The 17,705-nt window shown below is 63.4% G+C and carries 12 protein-coding genes; 8 read left to right on the forward strand and 4 right to left on the reverse strand.

Annotation, left to right across the window (positions count from 1 at the left end; genetic code table 11):
- Positions 1–154: 154 nt before the first annotated feature.
- The 6 genes from G486_RS0102920 (at position 155) to G486_RS0102945 (ending at position 11,669) form a co-directional block, all read left to right on the forward strand.
- Complete coding sequence (locus tag G486_RS0102920; RefSeq protein WP_027014177.1) at positions 155–5,575, forward strand: DNA repair ATPase; 5,421 nt, start codon at positions 155–157, stop codon at positions 5,573–5,575.
- A gap of 135 nt (positions 5,576–5,710) precedes the next feature.
- Positions 5,711–7,339: a peptide chain release factor 3 gene (locus tag G486_RS0102925; protein ID WP_027014178.1), complete on the forward strand. Its 1,629-nt coding sequence runs from the start codon at positions 5,711–5,713 to the stop codon at positions 7,337–7,339.
- Between the two features lie 178 nt (positions 7,340–7,517).
- Positions 7,518–8,318, forward strand: a complete 801-nt coding sequence (locus G486_RS0102930; RefSeq protein ID WP_027014179.1) for an HAD-IIB family hydrolase — start codon at positions 7,518–7,520, stop codon at positions 8,316–8,318.
- Positions 8,319–8,556: 238 nt separating this feature from the next.
- Positions 8,557–9,555, forward strand: a complete 999-nt coding sequence (locus G486_RS0102935) for a TRAP transporter substrate-binding protein (protein WP_027014180.1) — start codon at positions 8,557–8,559, stop codon at positions 9,553–9,555.
- A gap of 80 nt (positions 9,556–9,635) precedes the next feature.
- A complete protein-coding gene (locus G486_RS0102940) occupies positions 9,636–10,151 on the forward strand; it encodes a TRAP transporter small permease (protein WP_027014181.1) in 516 nt (171 codons plus the stop codon).
- A gap of 231 nt (positions 10,152–10,382) precedes the next feature.
- A complete protein-coding gene (locus tag G486_RS0102945) occupies positions 10,383–11,669 on the forward strand; it encodes a TRAP transporter large permease (RefSeq protein WP_027014182.1) in 1,287 nt (428 codons plus the stop codon).
- Between the two features lie 225 nt (positions 11,670–11,894).
- Here the strand turns inward: G486_RS0102945 and G486_RS0102950 are convergent, their stop codons facing one another.
- The 4 genes from G486_RS0102950 to G486_RS0102965 all read right to left on the reverse strand — a co-directional run bounded on the left by G486_RS0102950 (position 11,895) and on the right by G486_RS0102965 (position 16,028).
- Positions 11,895–13,211: a hypothetical protein gene (locus tag G486_RS0102950; protein ID WP_156919863.1), complete on the reverse strand. Its 1,317-nt coding sequence runs from the start codon at positions 13,209–13,211 to the stop codon at positions 11,895–11,897.
- 1 nt (position 13,212) lies between these two features.
- Positions 13,213–13,965 carry an SDR family NAD(P)-dependent oxidoreductase gene (locus G486_RS0102955; RefSeq protein WP_027014184.1) on the reverse strand — a complete coding sequence of 251 codons (753 nt, stop codon included), beginning with the start codon at positions 13,963–13,965 and terminating at the stop codon, positions 13,213–13,215.
- Positions 13,966–15,267: an FAD-binding oxidoreductase gene (locus G486_RS0102960; protein ID WP_027014185.1), complete on the reverse strand. Its 1,302-nt coding sequence runs from the start codon at positions 15,265–15,267 to the stop codon at positions 13,966–13,968.
- A gap of 353 nt (positions 15,268–15,620) precedes the next feature.
- On the reverse strand, positions 15,621–16,028 hold the full coding sequence (locus tag G486_RS0102965) for a GtrA family protein (RefSeq protein ID WP_027014186.1): 408 nt from the start codon (positions 16,026–16,028) through the stop codon (positions 15,621–15,623).
- 28 nt (positions 16,029–16,056) lie between these two features.
- On the opposite strand from G486_RS0102965, the gene G486_RS0102970 reads away from it, so the two are divergent.
- Both G486_RS0102970 and G486_RS0102975 read left to right on the forward strand, forming a co-directional pair.
- Entirely contained in the window at positions 16,057–16,944 is an 888-nt protein-coding gene (locus tag G486_RS0102970; protein ID WP_027014187.1) for a decaprenyl-phosphate phosphoribosyltransferase, read from the forward strand.
- Entirely contained in the window at positions 16,944–17,363 is a 420-nt protein-coding gene (locus G486_RS0102975; protein ID WP_211233744.1) for a divergent PAP2 family protein, read from the forward strand. Before G486_RS0102970 ends, G486_RS0102975 begins: the two co-directional genes overlap by 1 nt.
- Positions 17,364–17,705 lie beyond the last annotated feature (342 nt).

Genomic DNA, 17,705 nt, shown 5'->3' on the forward strand with positions numbered 1-17,705 from the left:
AGCAGGATGCAGGCGGCCCGCCCGAGGACCGCCTGCATCACGGCCGCACATTCTCCAAAAACATAGCTTCGAGCGCTTGCCACCACTCGGTTTCAGGTTGATTCCCATTTGAAATCCAGTCTAGACAAGCGCTAACAGCTTCTTTTTTCAAAGCATGTCCACCTCGCCCGAAGCACCAGACTCCGCCGCCGTCGATACCAGCGTGGCCGAAAGCAGCAGCTACGAGCTGCTCAAGAAACGCCTGGAACTCCAGGGCGAGCAGTTGCTGGCCAAGGCCCAGGCGCTGAACACCACGCGCGTGCAGCAGTTCGGCCAGCGCGAGCAGCGCCTGCTGCAGCGCCTGCGCGCGCGCACCGAGCACAACTGCGTGGCGCGCGACCTGGCCTTCATCGGCCACAACCGGCTGCTGTTCGGCTACAACGTGTTCATGGGCCTCAAGCGCGAGACCCGCGTGGAGGACGTGTTCGCGATCTACGAGCTCGCCCACCACGACGAAAGCCAGGAGCAGCCCGAGAGCGACGAGCTCGTGCAGGTGCCGCTGGCCGGCAGCTTTCTCGACGATGCGCGCTTTGTCGCCGACTTCAACGAGCTCTACACCTATTACAAACAGGCCACGCTGCAGCTGCTGCGGCCCACGCAGGACTTTCTGCTGGCCTCGTTCCAGATCGGCCAGCAGGCCCAGGACATACGCGTCTTCCGCTGGAAGCGCGAGAGCGACGGCACGCTCAAATACGTGGACAACCGGGGCGAGCGCGACCTTGCGCCCCCGCCCAGCCACGACTTTCACTGGACGGCGCTGACGCGCGAAAACCATGTGGGCGGCGCCCACCCGCACATCAATGTGCTGGACACGGTGTTCGTGGAAACCATTGGCGGCACGCTGACCATCAAGGTCGAGAACAACACCGAGACCGGCCTGGGCATCTACGAAGAGCCCGTGGAAGACGCCAACCAGGCCCTGGGCGATGCCGAGATCAGCTACGCCAGGCTGGGCCTTCTGATCCTGCTGCAGGTGCGGCCCTACCGCGAATCCACCACGCGCTACCTGGTCTACAACCAGCGCACGCAGGAGGTGGTGCGCATCGATGCCATAGGCGCCTCGTGCATGCAGCTGCCCGAGGACCACGGCATCATCTTCCCCGGCGGCTACTACCTGCAGTCGGGCGAGCACAAGCGCTTTGACCTGCCGGCCGACCTCACCGAGCAACTGCGCTTCACGCGCATGCTGCGCTCGCCCGGCGGCGAGGACGTGGCCTATATCTTCTACGGCACGGTGCAGCTCGACCAGGACGGGCGCGACGCGGGCTGGTATGCGCTGTTCACCTACAACCTCATCGAGAAGTCCCTGGCCCCGCCCATCGTGGCCGACGGCTACGGGCGCTTTCCCGACGGGCGCATGCTGGTGTTCCAGGCCGCACGCGGCGAGGCCACGCGCGTGCATCCCATGCAGCTGTGGCACACGCCGTTTGCCACCGAGGAATATGCGAGCCGCCAGCCTGCGGGCACGGGCTTTTTCGCGCGCGTGGGCAATGCCGACCTGGTGCGCGGCATCTCCGACCTGCTGGGCATTGCACGCGCCGTGCGCGAGCAGGCCCCCACGCGCACCGCCTATGAAGACCTGATACGCCAGTGCCAGCGCGCGCGCGACGCCTACTTCTGGCTGGATGCCGAAGAAGCGAGCAACGCGGCCGCCGACCTCGGCTCCATCGAGCAGGCCGCGCAGGCCACGCTGGGCGAGTTCGAGAAGGTGGAGAGCATCCGCCAGGACACGGCGCGCGCGCTGCAAAGGGCCGAAGGCCGGCAGCGCGAGCTCATGACCGAGATCGCCAGCCAGATGTGGCGCGCGCCCGCCGACTTCGTGCACGCGCTGGACAAGCTGCGCCAGCGCCAGGGCGAGCTGCATCTGCTGCGCGATCTGCGCTATGTGAACCTGGCCAGCATTGATGCCATGGCCGCCCAGCTGACCGCCGAGCAGCAGCGCGTGGGCGAGCGCGCCATGCAGTTTCTGTCCGACGAAAAGGCTTTCGACGCACAGCGCAAGGCCCTGGATCAGGTGGCCGCCAGCCTGCCCCAGACCGCCACGGCCAGCGAGCTCGCCGAGCTGCTGGCCAGCCTGGATGCCGAAGCCGGAGGGCTGGACCTGCTCAGCGAGCAACTGGGCAACCTGCCCGGCGGCGACGCCGTGCAGCGCACGGCCATCCTGGACCGCATTGCCCTGCTCTATGCCGACATCAACCGCCTGCGTGCCGATGCGCGCACGCGCCGGCGCTCCCTGGGCGCGGCCGAGCAGCGCGCCGAATTCGGCGCCCAGTTCAAGCTCTTTGCCCAGGCCGTGGAAAACGCGCTCGAACTCTCGGACACGCCCGAGAAATGCGACGAGGCGCTGACCCGGCTGCTGGCCCAGCTCGAAGACATAGAGGCCCGCTTTGCCGAGCAGGAAGACTTTCTTGCCGACATCGCCACCCAGCGCGAGACCGTCTACGAAGCGCTGACGGCGCGCCGCCAGAGCCTGGTCGAGGCCCAGCAGCGCCGCGCCCAGGCCCTGAGCGACGCCGCAGCCCGCATCCTGGACGGCATACCGCGCCGCGTGGCCGGCTTTGCCGAGCTGACCCAGGTGCACAGCTACTTCGCCTCCGACCCCATGCTGGCCAAGCTGCGCGAGCAGGTGGCCGAGCTGCGGCGCCTGGGCGCGGCCGTGGCCGCCGACGACCTGGAGACCAGGCTCAAGACCGCGCGCGACCAGGCGGTGCGCGCCGTGCGCGACCAGCGCGAGCTGGCCGCAGGCAGCGGGGACGGCATCCAGTTCGGCTCCCATGTGTTCACGGTCAACAAACAGCCCCTGGACCTCACGCTCGTGGCCCAGGGCGATGGCCTGGCCTGGCAGATCACGGGCACGGACTATATGGCGCCCGCCCATGACGAGCGCCTGCAGGCCCTGCGCCCGTTCTGGCAACAGGCCCTGGTCTCGGAGACCCCGCAGCTGTCGCGCGCCGAATACCTGGCCGCCGAGTGGCTGACCGCCCAGAAAAGCGGCAGCGCCGAGCCCGGCTGGAACGAGCTTCTGGTCCAGCTCACCGAACATGCACAGACCGGCGATGCCGAGCAAAAGCCGCCAGCCGCGCTGCTGGAACAGCTGCGCCGCTTCGCAGCCAGCCGCTACCAGGAGGGCTACCAGCGCGGCATTCACGACGACGATGCCCTGGCCATCGTCAGCCGGCTCGCGCCCATGGAGGCAGCAGCCGGCCTGCTGGCCTATGGCCCGGCCGAGCGCGCGCTGGCCAAGCTCTACTGGCACCAGGGCCTGCGCGATGAGAGCCGCCAGTCGCTGATGCGGCGCGCACGCAGCGCCGCGCAGATTGCCGAGCTCTTCGGCCAGAGCGCGGCGCGCGAGACACTGGAGCACGAAGCCTGCAAGGGCCTGGCCCATTTCCTGGAGCAGCACGCCATGCTGCGCGAGGAATGGCTGGCCGAGCTGGCCCAGACACTGAATGCCCCGCCCGAGGACATGCAGCACAACCTGGCCGAACAGGCCGCGGCCTATCTGGTGCGCGAGCTGGCCCAGGCCCAGCCGGGCCCGGCCGAACAGGCACAGGCGGCACCGCACTGGGTGATCAGCGGCGCAGGCGAAGACCTGCTGCAGGCCTTGCAGCGCGCGCTCGACCGTGGCGGCCTGGCCGCCGCCTGGCAGCGCGACCTGCAGGCCGCCGAGCCGCTGGAGCGCTGGCGCCTCGCACGCGGCTGGCTGCGCGCCTTTGCCCTCACACAACAAGACGACCAGGCCCTGGCCTGGATAGACGATGCAGCCACCGCCCTGGCCTATGCAGGCCAGCGCCGGCGCATCAACGCCCAGCTGGATGTGGAAATCCCCGGCCTGCGCAGCGAGCATGCGCGCATCCAGGACGGCCTGCTGCATCTCAACCTCAATGACTTTGCGCGCCGCCTGCAGCACCACCGCAACCATGCGGCGCGCGGCTTTGCCCGGCTCCAGGCCCTGCGCCACGATCTGCTCAAGCAGGAAAAGGCCCAGTTGCACCTGGAGCAGTTCCAGGCCAAGCCCCTGTCCACCTTTGTGCGCAACCGCCTCATCGACGAGGTCTACCTGCCCCTGGTGGGCAACAACCTGGCCAAACAGCTGGGCGCGGCCGGAGACAGCGCGCGCACCGACCGCATGGGCATGCTGCTGCTGATCTCACCCCCGGGTTACGGCAAGACCACGCTCATGGAGTACGTGGCCAACCGCCTGGGCCTGGTGTTCGTGCGCATCAACTGCCCGGCCCTGGGCCATGGCGTGACCAGCATCGACCCGGCCACGGCGCCCAACAGCGCCGCGCGCCAGGAGCTGGAAAAGCTCAACCTGGGCCTGGCCATGGGCAGCAACGTCATGCTGTACCTGGACGACATACAGCACACCCACCCCGAGTTCCTGCAGAAGTTCATTGCGCTGGCCGACGGCACACGCCGCATCGAAGGCCTGTGGCAAGGCCAGCCGCGCACCTGGGACATGCGCGGCAAGCGCTTTGCGATCGTGATGTCGGGCAACCCGTACACCGAGTCCGGCGATGTGTTCCGCATCCCCGACATGCTGGCCAACCGTGCCGACATCTACAACCTGGGCGATGTGCTCTCGGGCCGCGAATCCGTGTTCGCGCTGTCCTATATCGAAAACAGCCTCACGGCCCACCCGCTGACCCAGCCCCTGGCCTCGCGCGAGCCCAAGGACGTGCTGCTGCTGGTGCGCCTGGCCCAGGGCGAGGCCGTGGACACGACCCTCTTTGCCCACCCCTACAGCGCGGTGGAGTTGGACGAGCTCAAGAACCTGCTGCAGCGGCTGTTCAAGATCCGCGACGTGCTGCTCAAGGTCAACCTCGCCTATATCGCGTCGGCGGCCCAGGACGACCGCTACCGGGAATCGCCGCCCTTCAGGCTGCAGGGCAGCTACCGCAACATGGCGCGGCTCGCGCCCCAGGTCACGCCCCAGATGCAGGATGCGGAAATCGACGCCCTGCTGCGCGACCACTACCGTGGCGAGGCCCAGACCCTGACCACGGGCGCCGAGGAAAACCTGCTGCAACTGGCCCAGCTCATCGGCCGGCCCAGCGAGGAGGAAAGCCGGCGCTGGCAGCAGATCTGCGAGGACTACCAGCGCCAGCGCAAGCTGGGCGGCGCCGAGGACGACCCCAGCCTGCGCGTGACCGGCGGCCTGCTGGACATTGCGCGCAGCGTGGACGCCCTGGCCCAGGACCGGCGCGCTGGCGAAACCCAGGCCCAGCAGCAGCTCTTGCAGCAGGCCCAGGCCATGGACCAGCAGTGGCGCGCCAGCCTGGAGGCGAGCGCGGCCTCGCTCCAGGCCTTGCGCGAGAGCACCCAGGCCTTGAACACGCACAGCAGCTCGGCCCAGGACCAGCGCATGGTCGATGCGCTGCTGTCCCTGTCGGTCACCTACCGCCAGCTCATCATGCCCCTGGTCAAGGCCGTGGAGACGCGCCTGGGCGTGGACGATAGCCACGCCGACATCGCCCGCGTGGAGCAAAGCCTGAACGAGCTGGCCCGCAAGCCGCCGTCAGGAAAAAACTAGGGCACGGCCCCGGGTGAATCCGGGTGCCGCGCTCCAGGGCCACGTGCGAACTGGGATAATTGCAGGATTTTTCCGCTCGCGCGCGGCCCGCTTTCTCGCGGCCCCGCGGCCACGCGGATTCGCACTGGAGCCCTCGTGTCCTTTCTTTCCGAAACCCGCCGCCGCCGCACTTTTGCCATCATCTCCCACCCCGACGCGGGCAAGACCACGCTGACCGAAAAGCTGTTGCTGTTCTCGGGCGCGATCCAGATTGCCGGTGCCGTCAAGGGCCGCAAGGCCTCGCGCCACGCGACCTCCGACTGGATGGAGATCGAAAAGCAGCGCGGCATCTCCGTGGCCTCGTCGGTGATGCAGATGAGCTACCGCGACCACGTGATCAACCTGCTGGACACCCCCGGCCACAAGGACTTCTCCGAAGACACCTACCGCGTGCTGACGGCCGTGGACTCGGCGCTGATGGTCATCGACGCGGCCAACGGTGTGGAAACCCAGACCCGCCGCCTGATCGAGGTCTGCCGCCAGCGCGACACGCCCATCATCTCCTTCATCAACAAGTTCGACCGCGAGGTGCGCGACCCGCTGGACATCATGGACGAAGTGGAGCGCGAGCTGGGCATGCCCTGCTGCCCCATCACCTGGCCCGTGGGCCAGGGCAAGAGCTTTGGCGGCATCATCAATCTGCAGACCCAGAGCATGACGGTGTTTGCGGCCGGCAGCGAAAAGCGCCCCGAGGACTTCGAGGTGATTCCGCTGACGGAAGTCGACAAGCTGCGCGCCCGCTTCGGCAAGGCCTATGACGATGCGCTGGAGAGCATGGAACTGGCCCAGGGCGCATCGGCCGAATGGAACCATGAAGCCTTTCTGGCCGGCAAGCTGACGCCGGTGTTCTTTGGCTCCGGCGTGAACAACTTCGGTGTGATGGAGGTGCTGAACGCCGTGGTCGACATGTCGCCCCCGCCAGGCCCGCGCATTGCCTTCACCGAGGTCAACCGCAACCGCGAAGAAAAAACCATACACCCCGAAGACAAGGGCTTTGCCGGCGTGGTGTTCAAGGTCCAGGCGAATATGGACGCCAACCACCGCGACCGCATTGCCTTTGTGCGCGTGGCCAGCGGCAAGTACACACCCGGCATGAAGATGAAGGTGCAGCGCACCGCCAAGGAGCTGCGCCCCACCAGCGTGGTGACCTTCATGTCCCAGCGCCGCGAGGCCGTGGACGAGGCCTATGCGGGCGACATCATCGGCTTCACCATCCACGGCGGCGTGCAACTGGGTGACTCCATCACCGACGGCCCCAATCTGCAGTTCACCGGCCTGCCCTTCTTCGCACCCGAAATGTTCATGACCGTGGTGCTGAAGAACCCGCTGCGCACCAAGCAGCTGCAGCAAGGCCTGATGCAACTGGGTGAGGAGGGCGCCATCCAGGTCTTCAAGCCCGACGCCGGTGGCAACATGCTCTTGGGCGCCGTGGGCCAGCTGCAGTTTGAAGTGGTGCAGCACCGCCTGAAGACCGAGTACGACTGCGATGTGCGCCTGGAAGGCTGCCAGTACACGGGCGCGCGCTGGATCACGGCCGACACCCCGGCCGAGCTGCGCGAATTCGAAGCCGCCTACCCGCTGCGCCTGGCCCATGACGCGGCCGACACCCTGGCCTATCTGTGCACCAGCCCCTATGACGTGCGCCTGGCCCAGGAGCGTTTCCCCAAGATCCATTTCCACCCGCTGCGCGAGCATGCAGGCCTTTCGCTAGGCAGCGCGAATTAAGTGCCTTCACGCCCTCCCCTCCGGGGGAGGGTTGGGGTGGGGGCCTGCGGCGAAAGCCCATCAAGACGGCTGACTTGGCCCCGGAGGCAGCCCCCATCCCCGCCTTCCCCCGAGGGGGGAAGGAGCCATACCGGCAGGTCAGCGCATGGAGCTGAGCATTTGTTTTTGAGAGTTTGTAGTGAGCCAAGAATTTCTGCGCCCTTTGTCCGAGCTGGTCGTACCAGCGAATGTGCTGGGCGTGTTGACCGATATCGATGACACGCTGACCACCGAGGGCGAGGTGCCGGCCCATGTGGTGGCGGCCATGGCCCGCCTGAAAGATGCCGGCCTCAAGGTGGTGCCCATTACCGGCCGCCCCGTGGGCTGGAGCGTACCGTTTGCTACGGCCTGGCCGGTGGATGCCATCGTGGCCGAGAACGGTGCCGTGGCGCTGAAGCGCAATGCAGCAGGCGGGCTGGACAAGCTCTACCAGCAGGGCGAGGCCGAACGCACCCACAACTTTGCACGCATGCAAGAGGTTCTGGCCCAGGTCGAGGCCCAGGTGCCCGGTGCTCTGCGCGCCACCGACTCCCCTGGCCGCGAATGCGATATCGCCGTGGACCACAGCGAATTCACCCAGTTGCCCCAGGCACAGATCGATGCCTGCGTGGCCATCATGCAGGCCGCCGGCATGAATGCCACCGTCAGCTCCATCCACATCAATGGCTGGTTTGGCGGGCATAACAAACTCGAAGGCGCGCGCTGGATCGTGCGCCAGCTGTTCGACATCGACCTGGACGCCACGCTGGACCGCTGGATTTACATCGGTGACTCCACCAATGACCAGCTGATGTTCCAATCCGTGCCGCTGTCGGTGGGCGTGGCCAATATCGCCCGCTTTGTGCCCCAGTTGCAGCACCTGCCGCGCTACGCCACCCAGGCCGAGCGCGGCGACGGCTTTGTGCAGCTGGCCGAGCATATTCTGGCCAGGAAAAAATAAGAGCTTCCAGCGCTTGCTACATATAGATTTCAGATAGAAAAACACCTGAAATACCCGTATACCAAGCGCTAGCAGCTATGAAATCCATTTGGCCCTGAGCCCCAGCTCGCCCCGCCATCGCATTCGCAGATGTCACCAAACGTATAAGACGAAACCTGAATACCCCCGGATTCAGGGTTGGTGCTCACTACAATTTTTGCTTCCATTTCAAAGACATAACTAGAGAGAGAGCACTGTCATGCACATGACCCGCCGCCCCCTTGTCGCCGCCCTGGCCACCACTCTTGTCGCAGCCACCGCCAGCCTGGCTGGCGGCACCGCTTTTGCCCAGGGCAAGGAAGTCAAGATCGGCTATGCCCTGGCCGTGAACTCGCACTTTGGCGCTGCCGCCAATACCTGGGCCGAAGCCGTGGATCAGGGCACGAACGGCGCCTACAAGTTCAAGCAGTTCCCCTCCTCGGCCCTGGGCGGCGAGCGCGAACTCATCGAAGGCCTGCAACTGGGCACGGTGGAGGCCGCCGTGGTCTCCACGGGCGCCTTGAGCAACTTCGTGCCCGATGTGGGTCTGGTGGATATTCCCTTTCTGTTCCGCGACACCCAGCATGCGCGTGCCGTCATGGACGGCGCCTTTGGCCAGGAGCTGCTGGCCAAGTTCCAAAAGCGCGGCCTCGTGGCCCTGGCCTGGGGCGAGCAGGGCTTTCGCCATCTGTCCAACAACAAGCACGCGGTCAATGGCGTGGCCGACCTCAAGGGCCTGAAGATCCGCGTGACCGAGAACCCCGTGCACATCACGGCCTTTCGCACGCTGGGCGCATCGCCCACGCCCATGTCCTGGCCCGAGGTGATCGGCGCCCTGCAGCAGGGCACCATCGATGGCCAGGAAAATCCGGTCTCGGTGCTGACCTCGGCCAAGCTGTGGCAGGTGCAAAAGCATTTGACGCTGACCTCGCACGTGTACGCGCCCATGGCCTTGCTGGTCTCGCCCTCGTTCTGGGGCTCGCTCAACGCCAGCCAGAAGGCAGCCTTCACCGAAGGCGCGAAAAAAGGCGCCATTGCTTCGCGCGCCTTTGTGGACACGGTGGAGAAAAAAGGCATTGAAGAGGCCAGGGCCAACGGCATGAAGGTCGTGGACAAGGTCGACCAGGCGGCCTTCCGCGCGGCCCTGGAGCCGGCCTACAAGGAATACGCCAAGAAGTTCGGCCAGAAGACCCTGGACGCCATCACCGCCACCAAGTAAGCACCACGGCGCATCCCGAACAGCAGGCCGGGCCCATGCCCGGCCTTGTCCATGGAGCGCCGGCCTGCTGAAAGAATCCCATGCTTGAACGCTTCGAACGCCTTCTCGTGGCCTGCAACCGCTGGCTGCTCATCGTCCTGTTGCTGGCCATGGCCTGCATCGTCTTTGCCAACGTGGTGCTGCGCTACACCACGGGCGACTCCATCATCTGGGCCGAGGAAGTCGCGCGCCACATGATGATCTGGGTCACCTTCCTCGGCGCGGGCCTGGTGCTGCGCTTCGGCGGCCATGTGGCCATCGACAATCTGCACCGCGCCGTGGGCACGAAGAGCGCGCGCGTCATACGCGCCCTGGTCATGGCCAGTCTGGCCGTGTTCTTCATCGTGATGACGGTCGCCTCCTCTCAATACGTGTACGCCACGCGCTTTCAGACCACGGCGGCCACCGACATTCCCATCTCCTACATCTATGGCGCCATGCCCGTGGGCTTTGTGCTGATGCTCATGCATTTGCTGTTCATCGCACGCGGCTATATCGCGGGCGGCGACTTCGCCGAGTCCGAGGAGATGGATGCAGACGCTGCGGCGTCGGTATGAGCCACATCCTGAGTCGCACTCGGCACCTTCCCTCAGAACGTGTTTACGTTCTCAGGAAGGGGGACGACAGCCGAGCGCAAGAGACGGCTCTTGCCCTGCGGTCCCCGGCCCTGGGCCCTGCAGGCTCACACGCTGCATACCGTGCCAGGCCTTCATGCAGCACCTGGCGCACCTGGGCGGCGCACCGGTTTTTTGCGCCGCGCCCTGCATAACTGATTCGATTTCAACACCATGGGACTCACTCTTTTAATCGCCATCATCGTCCTGCTCGCGCTGGGCTTTCCCGTGGCATTTGCGCTCGCCATCTCGGCCGCGCTGGCCGTGTTCGTGGGCGGGCGCTATCCGCAGCTCATCGTCTTCAAGGAGATGTTCACGGGCATTGACAGCTTTCCGCTGATGGCCGTGCCGTTCTTCATTCTCGCGGCCGAGCTGATGTCGGGTGGCGCGCTCACGGCCGTGCTGCTGCGCTTCGCGGCCCAGTTCGTAGGCCATTTGCGCGGCGGCCTCGGCTATGCCAACGTGCTGTCGCTGACGCTGTTCTCGGGCATTTCGGGCTCGGCCCTGGCCGACGCGGCCGGCCCGGGCTCGATGATGGTCAAGATGATGGACAAGGCCGGCTACGGCCGCCCCTATGCGGCTGCGCTCACGACCAGCACCTCCGTGCTCGGCTCCATCATCCCGCCCTCGGTGACCATGATCATCTACTCGCTGCAGGACGAGAACGTCTCGGTGGGCGGCCTGTTCATGGCGGGCTTCATCCCCGGCCTGCTGACCGCGCTGGCCATGGCTGCCGTGAACTGGTGGGTCTGCAGACGGCGCGACTACCGCTCCACCGAGCCCCGGCCCAGCGCGCGCGAGATGTGGATCAACAGCTTCAAGGCGATTCCCGCGCTGATGCTCATCGTGCTCATCGTGGTCGGCATACGCTTTGGCATCTTCACGCCCACCGAGGCTTCCGTGGTCGCGGTGTTCTACGCCCTGGTCTGTGGCAAATGGGTGTACCGCACGCTGCAATGGTCGGCCGTGCCCGGCATTCTCGCGCGCTCGGCCATGCTCACGGCTTCGGTGCTGCTGGTCATGGCAACCTCGGCGGCCTTTGCCTGGGTGCTCACCGTGGAAGGCATTCCGCAGTACCTGTCCGAGCTCATCGTGGGCTGGGAGCTCTCGCCCGTGCTGTTCCTGATCGCCGTGAACATCCTGCTGCTGATCTTCGGCATCTTCATGGAGCCTCTGCCCGGCGTGATGATTCTGGTGCCCATACTCGCGCCGATTGCGGTGAGCCTGGGCATCGATCCCACGCACTTCGCCATGGTGGTCATCGTCAACCTCACGCTGGGCATGATCACGCCGCCCGTGGGCGGCCTGCTGTTCGTGACCTCGGTGGCCACGCGCGTGAGCATTACCGACCTCACACGCGAAATGCCGCTGTTCCTGGTCGCACACCTCGTGGTGCTGGGTCTGCTGACCTTCATCCCCGCACTCTCCACCTGGCTGCCGCATACGCTGGGCTTTCAGTGATCCGCCCCCCGGGATCGCAGGCACGATCCCGGGGCGGGGCCTTGAGCTGGGGGCACGCATAGAACGCCCAGGAAAACAACGTGCAAGACGGCCAGGCACGAGACCGAGTGCACCACCAGCGGCGGAGATTGCGTTCCAGCCAGTGAGCCGGGCACTTTCTCCCTGATCCTCAAGCGCCGAAGGGCTGCGGATAAAAATCCACCGCCTCAAGAAGCCCGCGCCGGCTCAGTTCTTTTCGGCTGCAGAGCAGAACACGTCCTGCAAGACCTGGATATTGGTCGTTTCCAGCCCGTCATGGAATGCGAGCCCGCTGCTGCTTCCCCGACACAGATTGGAGTGCGCCTCTTTGGAATAAGCGAATCTATGGGGAGAGGTTTTCCACTCCACCAAATAGCTTTGCGCAAAGGAGGCAATGATCAGGCCAGCCAGGCCAAGCGAAAGACGCAGATCCACCCTGCTTCTGGAGCTTCCCAGGATCAGCAGATTTCCGAGCAGCAGGGGAAGGGCAAACGTATAGTATCTGGAAGCATTCGGCTGCCAATGCCCGCCTTTCAGCCTGGCATAGGCAATCATCAGACAGGAAGCCAGGGAAAAGCCGATGAGAAGATAAGCAAAGACCTTCTCGTATCTGCTGTTCCAGGAAATCTTGATCGTATATGCAGTGCAGCCCAGCACAGCTGCCCCCAGGCACAGGGAATAAACATCATCACCCCGCTCACTGAATGAGAACAAGGCATTGGCAAAAAATGCCAAAACATAGGTGATGAAATTTCCCGGACTCATCAGGGAAGCACCGACAGCGCCTCCCCCCGAAGGCAGCATGTACATGAAAACCAGTGCCACAAAAACGATTTCAATGACGGCAAAAATCAGCCGCAAGGAATTCTTTCTGCACACGACGACAAGAGCGGCCATGGTGATCACAAAGGATGCAAGCCCGCCGCCATTGGAGAGCAAGGCCATGAGGCCACAGATCGAGGCCAGGATGGCCTGCATGCCATCCTGGGATTCCGCGTATCGATCGACCCAATAAAATGCGGCAATCGTGAAGAAGAACATGCTTGCAGCACTTATTTGAAGTGCCCAATACAGGTTCTCCCATTGGCGCGCACTTCCCAGCGCCAAGGCTGCAGAAACTGCCAGCAGCAGCCGGATCTTGGAAGAAGTCTTGACCAGGCTGTAGTGGGCGACCATGGCCATGGTCAGGACCATAAAGGCCGCCTGCGCATACATGCTGACCCGCCAGTCCAGTTGGTAATGCACCACCGCCCAGAACCAGGATTTCAACAGGACGTAGACATGGCCGAAGTGGGGCTGAACCATTGTCTGAAGGTCGAAATCGCCCTGTCTTGCCTTCAGATAAATTTCATAAAAATAAAACTCATCGGAGAACGGCGTTGGGAAAGCGCCCCGGAACAAAAGCCCCACGAGAAAAACACCGACGACAGCCGCAATCACAAAGGCCTGTGTCTTGAACCTCCCCTCTTCGGGACGAGCAGATTCAGAGCCGTCCACTGCCGGGCCATGATTCATTGCGCGCATATCAGATATTTATCTTGTTGAAAACAAAAGCCGGCAGATGTCTTATGACCATCATGATGAGCCACCATTTGCGGGGTGCATAAATGCATGCCTTGCCTGCGGCCACGCCATCGACGATCTGCCCTGCCACGCTTTCCACGGAGGCCAGCTTTGCGCCCTTTGCCTTGAGATGCGAGGTCATGGGAGTCTCGGTCGGGCCGGGCTTGATGAGCACGACCTTCACCCCGCTTCCCGCGAAGCGGTGTTGCAGGCCCTCGGCATAGCGAGTGACCAGGCCCTTGGCCGCGCCATAGATGTAGTTGCTTTTGCGCCCCCGGTCACCGGCCACCGAGCCGATCAGCGCAATGCACCCGCTGTCGGCCTTGGCCATCCGCTTCGCAAAGGCCTCGGCATAGAGCACCGGAGAAATCCCGTTCACCTCAAGCGCTTCACGGCATGCCTGCAGATTCTCCTGCCCGTCCGCTTGGTCCGGCAGCGAGCCATGCGCTATGAGCACGATGTCCACGCCGCCTGATGCAAAGATTTGCCCGACCGTTGCATCGATCGCGGCCGGGTCCAGAAACTGGGCCACGACCGTCTGCAATCCGGATTCAGGGCTGCGCACGCGCAGATCCGAGGCCACGCGCTCCAGGCGCTGGGCATCACGGCCCACCAGGACCAGGTCCACGGCCTGTTTCTGGCTCCACAAGCGGGCGCAGTGCTCGGCCATGGCCGAGGTTGCGCCAATGATGACGATTCTTTTTTTGCTGCTCATTCAGGCTCCCATCAGGCGGCGCGAGAGATCCGAGCTGATTTTTGGATCTCTGTATTTCATGAATTCGGACAGGCGCGGATAACCGGCTTCGAAAAGCTCTCTGGGCATGCGCGCGTCCTTGGCGGGATAGATGCGGCCCCTGGCCTCGCGCACGATGGCATCGAGGCGCTCCAGGAGCCTGTGCGTTCGGCTTCCGTTGTTCGGAAAATCCAGCGCAAGCGTGACGCCAGGCTGTGGAAAGCTCAGCATTCCCACAGGCTGGCGATCACCAAAGGTCTTGAGCACGGCCAGAAACGAACCATCCCCGCTGCGGGCGATCTCCTTGAGCATGGCCTGCACCGCATCCTGCCCGATGTCGCGCGGCACCACGCTCTGGTACTGGAAAAACCCCTTGGGACCATACATGCGGTTCCAGGCCTGCACATTGTCCAGGGGGTAGAAAAATGGCTCGTAATGCGCCAGCGCCCTTTTTGCACGCCACTTATTCAAATGAAAGTAGCTCATGTTGAAGGGTCTGAGCGTCAAGCGGTTGACCAGAGAAACCGGCGGGACCACGGGCATGCTCAGCTTGCGCCCTCCGGGCTCGGGCAGCGGTCCCGGATCGGCGGGGTTGGCGCGCATGAACAGGCCGCGCCCGCCGCCGCCGGCAATACAGTCAATCCATGACACCGTATGCTCCCAGCCGGCTTCGGAGCCATCGGCAAGTCCGAAGAACGCGTCCAGATCCGCATAGGCAATCGTCTCGGTATCCAGCCACGGCCCGGCCACCTTGCGCAACTGGATCTCGGCCTGGGTGATGACCCCGGTCAGGCCCAGCCCGCCCACCGTGGCCGCAAACCAGTCCGCACGCACATCCGGCCCGCAATGAATGAGCTCGCCATCAGTGCGCACAAGAGTCAGGCTCTGGACATGGTCGCCAAAAGATCCCAGCACATGATGGTTCTTGCCATGCACGTCGTTGGCAATGGCCCCGCCCACGGTCACCAGCTGCGTGCCCGGCGTCACCGGCAGCATCCAGCCGCGCGGCAGCGCCATTTTCTGGATATCCCGCAGCAACACCCCGGCCTCGCAAACCAGGCGCCCGCAGACTGCGTCAAAGGCCATGAAGTGGTCCAGCCCGGTGGTCATCCAGAGCGTGCCCTCGCGATTCAGAGCGACATCGCCATAGCTGCGGCCCATGCCATGCGCAATCCCGAGGTGAGGCCCGCGGCCCACCTGGCTGGCCACACTGCAAGGGTTGCTCAAGACCTCGACATGGTGCAAATCAGCGCTCAGGCGCCCCCAGGAAGAGACTTTTCTCATCGAGAGCCCGCCCTGCCCGGGCACCCGCCCGCATTATCAAGAGCCCGCGCGACCGATTCAATATATTCTTTATTATTGCTTTTCAACAGCATAAACGCCACCATTGCTCATCTGCATTTCTCAGCCCTGAAAAATCATGAAAACATTTATTCTTCATATTCAGCAGTCTTTTCAATAACCGCATGAACGGGCAGCACGCAATTCATGTATTTATCCATCCCATTGATCCGTGGGTTGAAGAATATCCAGCCACCAAGGGCAGATATGTGCATGATCCAATATCAGAAACACCTTGCTTCCAGCAGAGGGCTCTTTTTATTTCATCACCTGCATGATTCGGCCATGTTATTTTGCTAAAATTTGCCGAACACAAATCTTTTGTCAAGCTGGTACTTCGTCAGATAGCCAATGCCCAAGCCGATCACACCACCGAGGTAGCGCATCTCCTTGGTCTCGAAGATATGCTGAAAGCCGAACTCGAACCCCCAGAAAAGCAGCGTCGTGGCCAAGCCCATGAAGGAATATAGCGCAAAGGTCCGGGTATCGTGGGCAATACTGTTCGCATGAAAAAAGAAAATATAACGCTTGTCCAGAATATACTTGATAACCAACCCGACCCCAGTACCGACGATCACCGAAGCCAGAATATAAAAAGCCCCGTCATATATGCGAATACTAAGATCCTGAGCGCCAATGTTTGCTGCGGTTGCAATGATTGCAAAAATGGCATACTTAATAGCCAGCTTGGTTGAAGCAAACATACAATAACATCATAGAGATTCCGAAAAAATGCATGATACCGTAACAGACCGCTCGCCCCTGGCTCAGACGCTTGGTTTAATCAAGCTAATGCGGCCCAAGCAGTGGGTCAAGAATGGGTTTGTTCTGGCACCCCTGGTTTTTTCCGGATCGTTCCTGGATGCCGATGCCATCGGTCAGGCTCTCTTGGCCGTGCTGCTGTTTTGCACGGCATCGTCTGCGACCTACATCATCAACGACCTGCACGACATCGAGCATGATCGTCGTCACCCCAAGAAATCCAGGACCCGTCCTCTGGCAGCCGGCATCGTCTCCGTACCTGCAGCCCTGGTTCTGCTCGCCGTCCTCTACATCGTTCTGGGATGGGGCTGGTTTGTCGCGCCCCAGGTGGTCATGGTCATCGTGGCCTATCTGATTCTCAATCTGGCCTATACCTTCGTGCTCAAGCACCAGCCCGTGGTCGACATCTTCACCATCGCCATCGGCTTTGTGCTGCGCGTCTATGCAGGCGCCATGGCACTCAGCGTCCCCGTGTCATCGTGGATGTTCATCACCACGCTGTGCCTGGCGCTGTACCTGGCCGCCGTCAAGCGGCGCCAGGAGCTGAGTCAGAACGGCGCCGGCGGGCGCAAGGTGCTTGAGAAATACTCGGTCTCGCTGATAGACCGCTATGCGGAAATGTCGGCCACGGGAGCCCTGCTGTTCTACAGCATCTTTGTCATGTCGGCCAAGCCGGAGCTGGTCATCACCATCCCCCTGGTCTTGTTCGGCCTGTTCCGCTATTGGTTCGTGGTGGAAGCACTCGACGGCGGCGAATCGCCCACGGATGCCCTGCTGGCCGACTGGCAGTTGCTGCTTGTCGTGCTGCTGTGGGTCGCCGCATGCATCTGGGCCCTGCTGCCCGCACAGGGGGCATGATGGACTACTCCTACGCCGCAACGCCCTTTCTGGCCTGGCTGGTGGCCGGCATCGCCAAATTTCTCATCAACAGCATCAAGGCCAGGCAGCTCGCCTTCGGCCTCATAGGCTACGGCGGGCTGCCCAGCAACCACAGTGCCATTGTCAGCAGCATGGCCGCACTCATCGCCTTGAAAGAGGGCGTGGGGCACCCGGCCTTCGGCGTGGCCGTCACGCTGGCCTTCATCGTGATGCTCGATGCGAACAGCCTGCGCCGGCAGGTCGGCAAGCATGCGCAGGCGATCAACAAGCTGGCCGCCCGAACCGCAGACCCCGTGCAACTGCGCGAACGCATGGGCCACAGCCGCGTGGAGATTGCCGCAGGCATGGTCACAGGCATTGCGGTTGCCGCCGCAGTCCACGCCTTTTTGCCACGCTGAACACAGCACGGGCCGCGCCCGTGATAAGAGCGTGTTCACGACCTCCTCGCGGCGCGGCAGCGTAGAGATCGTAAACACGTTCTCAAGACATTGCATCGCCCGGCCCAGACCTGCGGCGCGGCCAGGCCGCCAGCCACGGGGCAAACCGCCCTGCGCAGTCGATGCGGCCGATGCCCTCGTCATGGAGCAGCAGCACGGCCGCTCTTTTGCAGCCACGGTTATTGAGCTTGCAGGTTTTTTGGGATCAGGCCATGAAAGGCCTTAGAACGTGTTTACGATCTCCTCGGTGCCGCGCCAGTGTCTTTGCGGGATGGAATACGAGGCGCGACACCGCAGCAATAG

Origin of the sequence: Comamonas composti DSM 21721 (assembly GCF_000429845.1) — a bacterium.
Lineage (GTDB): Bacteria > Pseudomonadota > Gammaproteobacteria > Burkholderiales > Burkholderiaceae_C > Comamonas > Comamonas composti.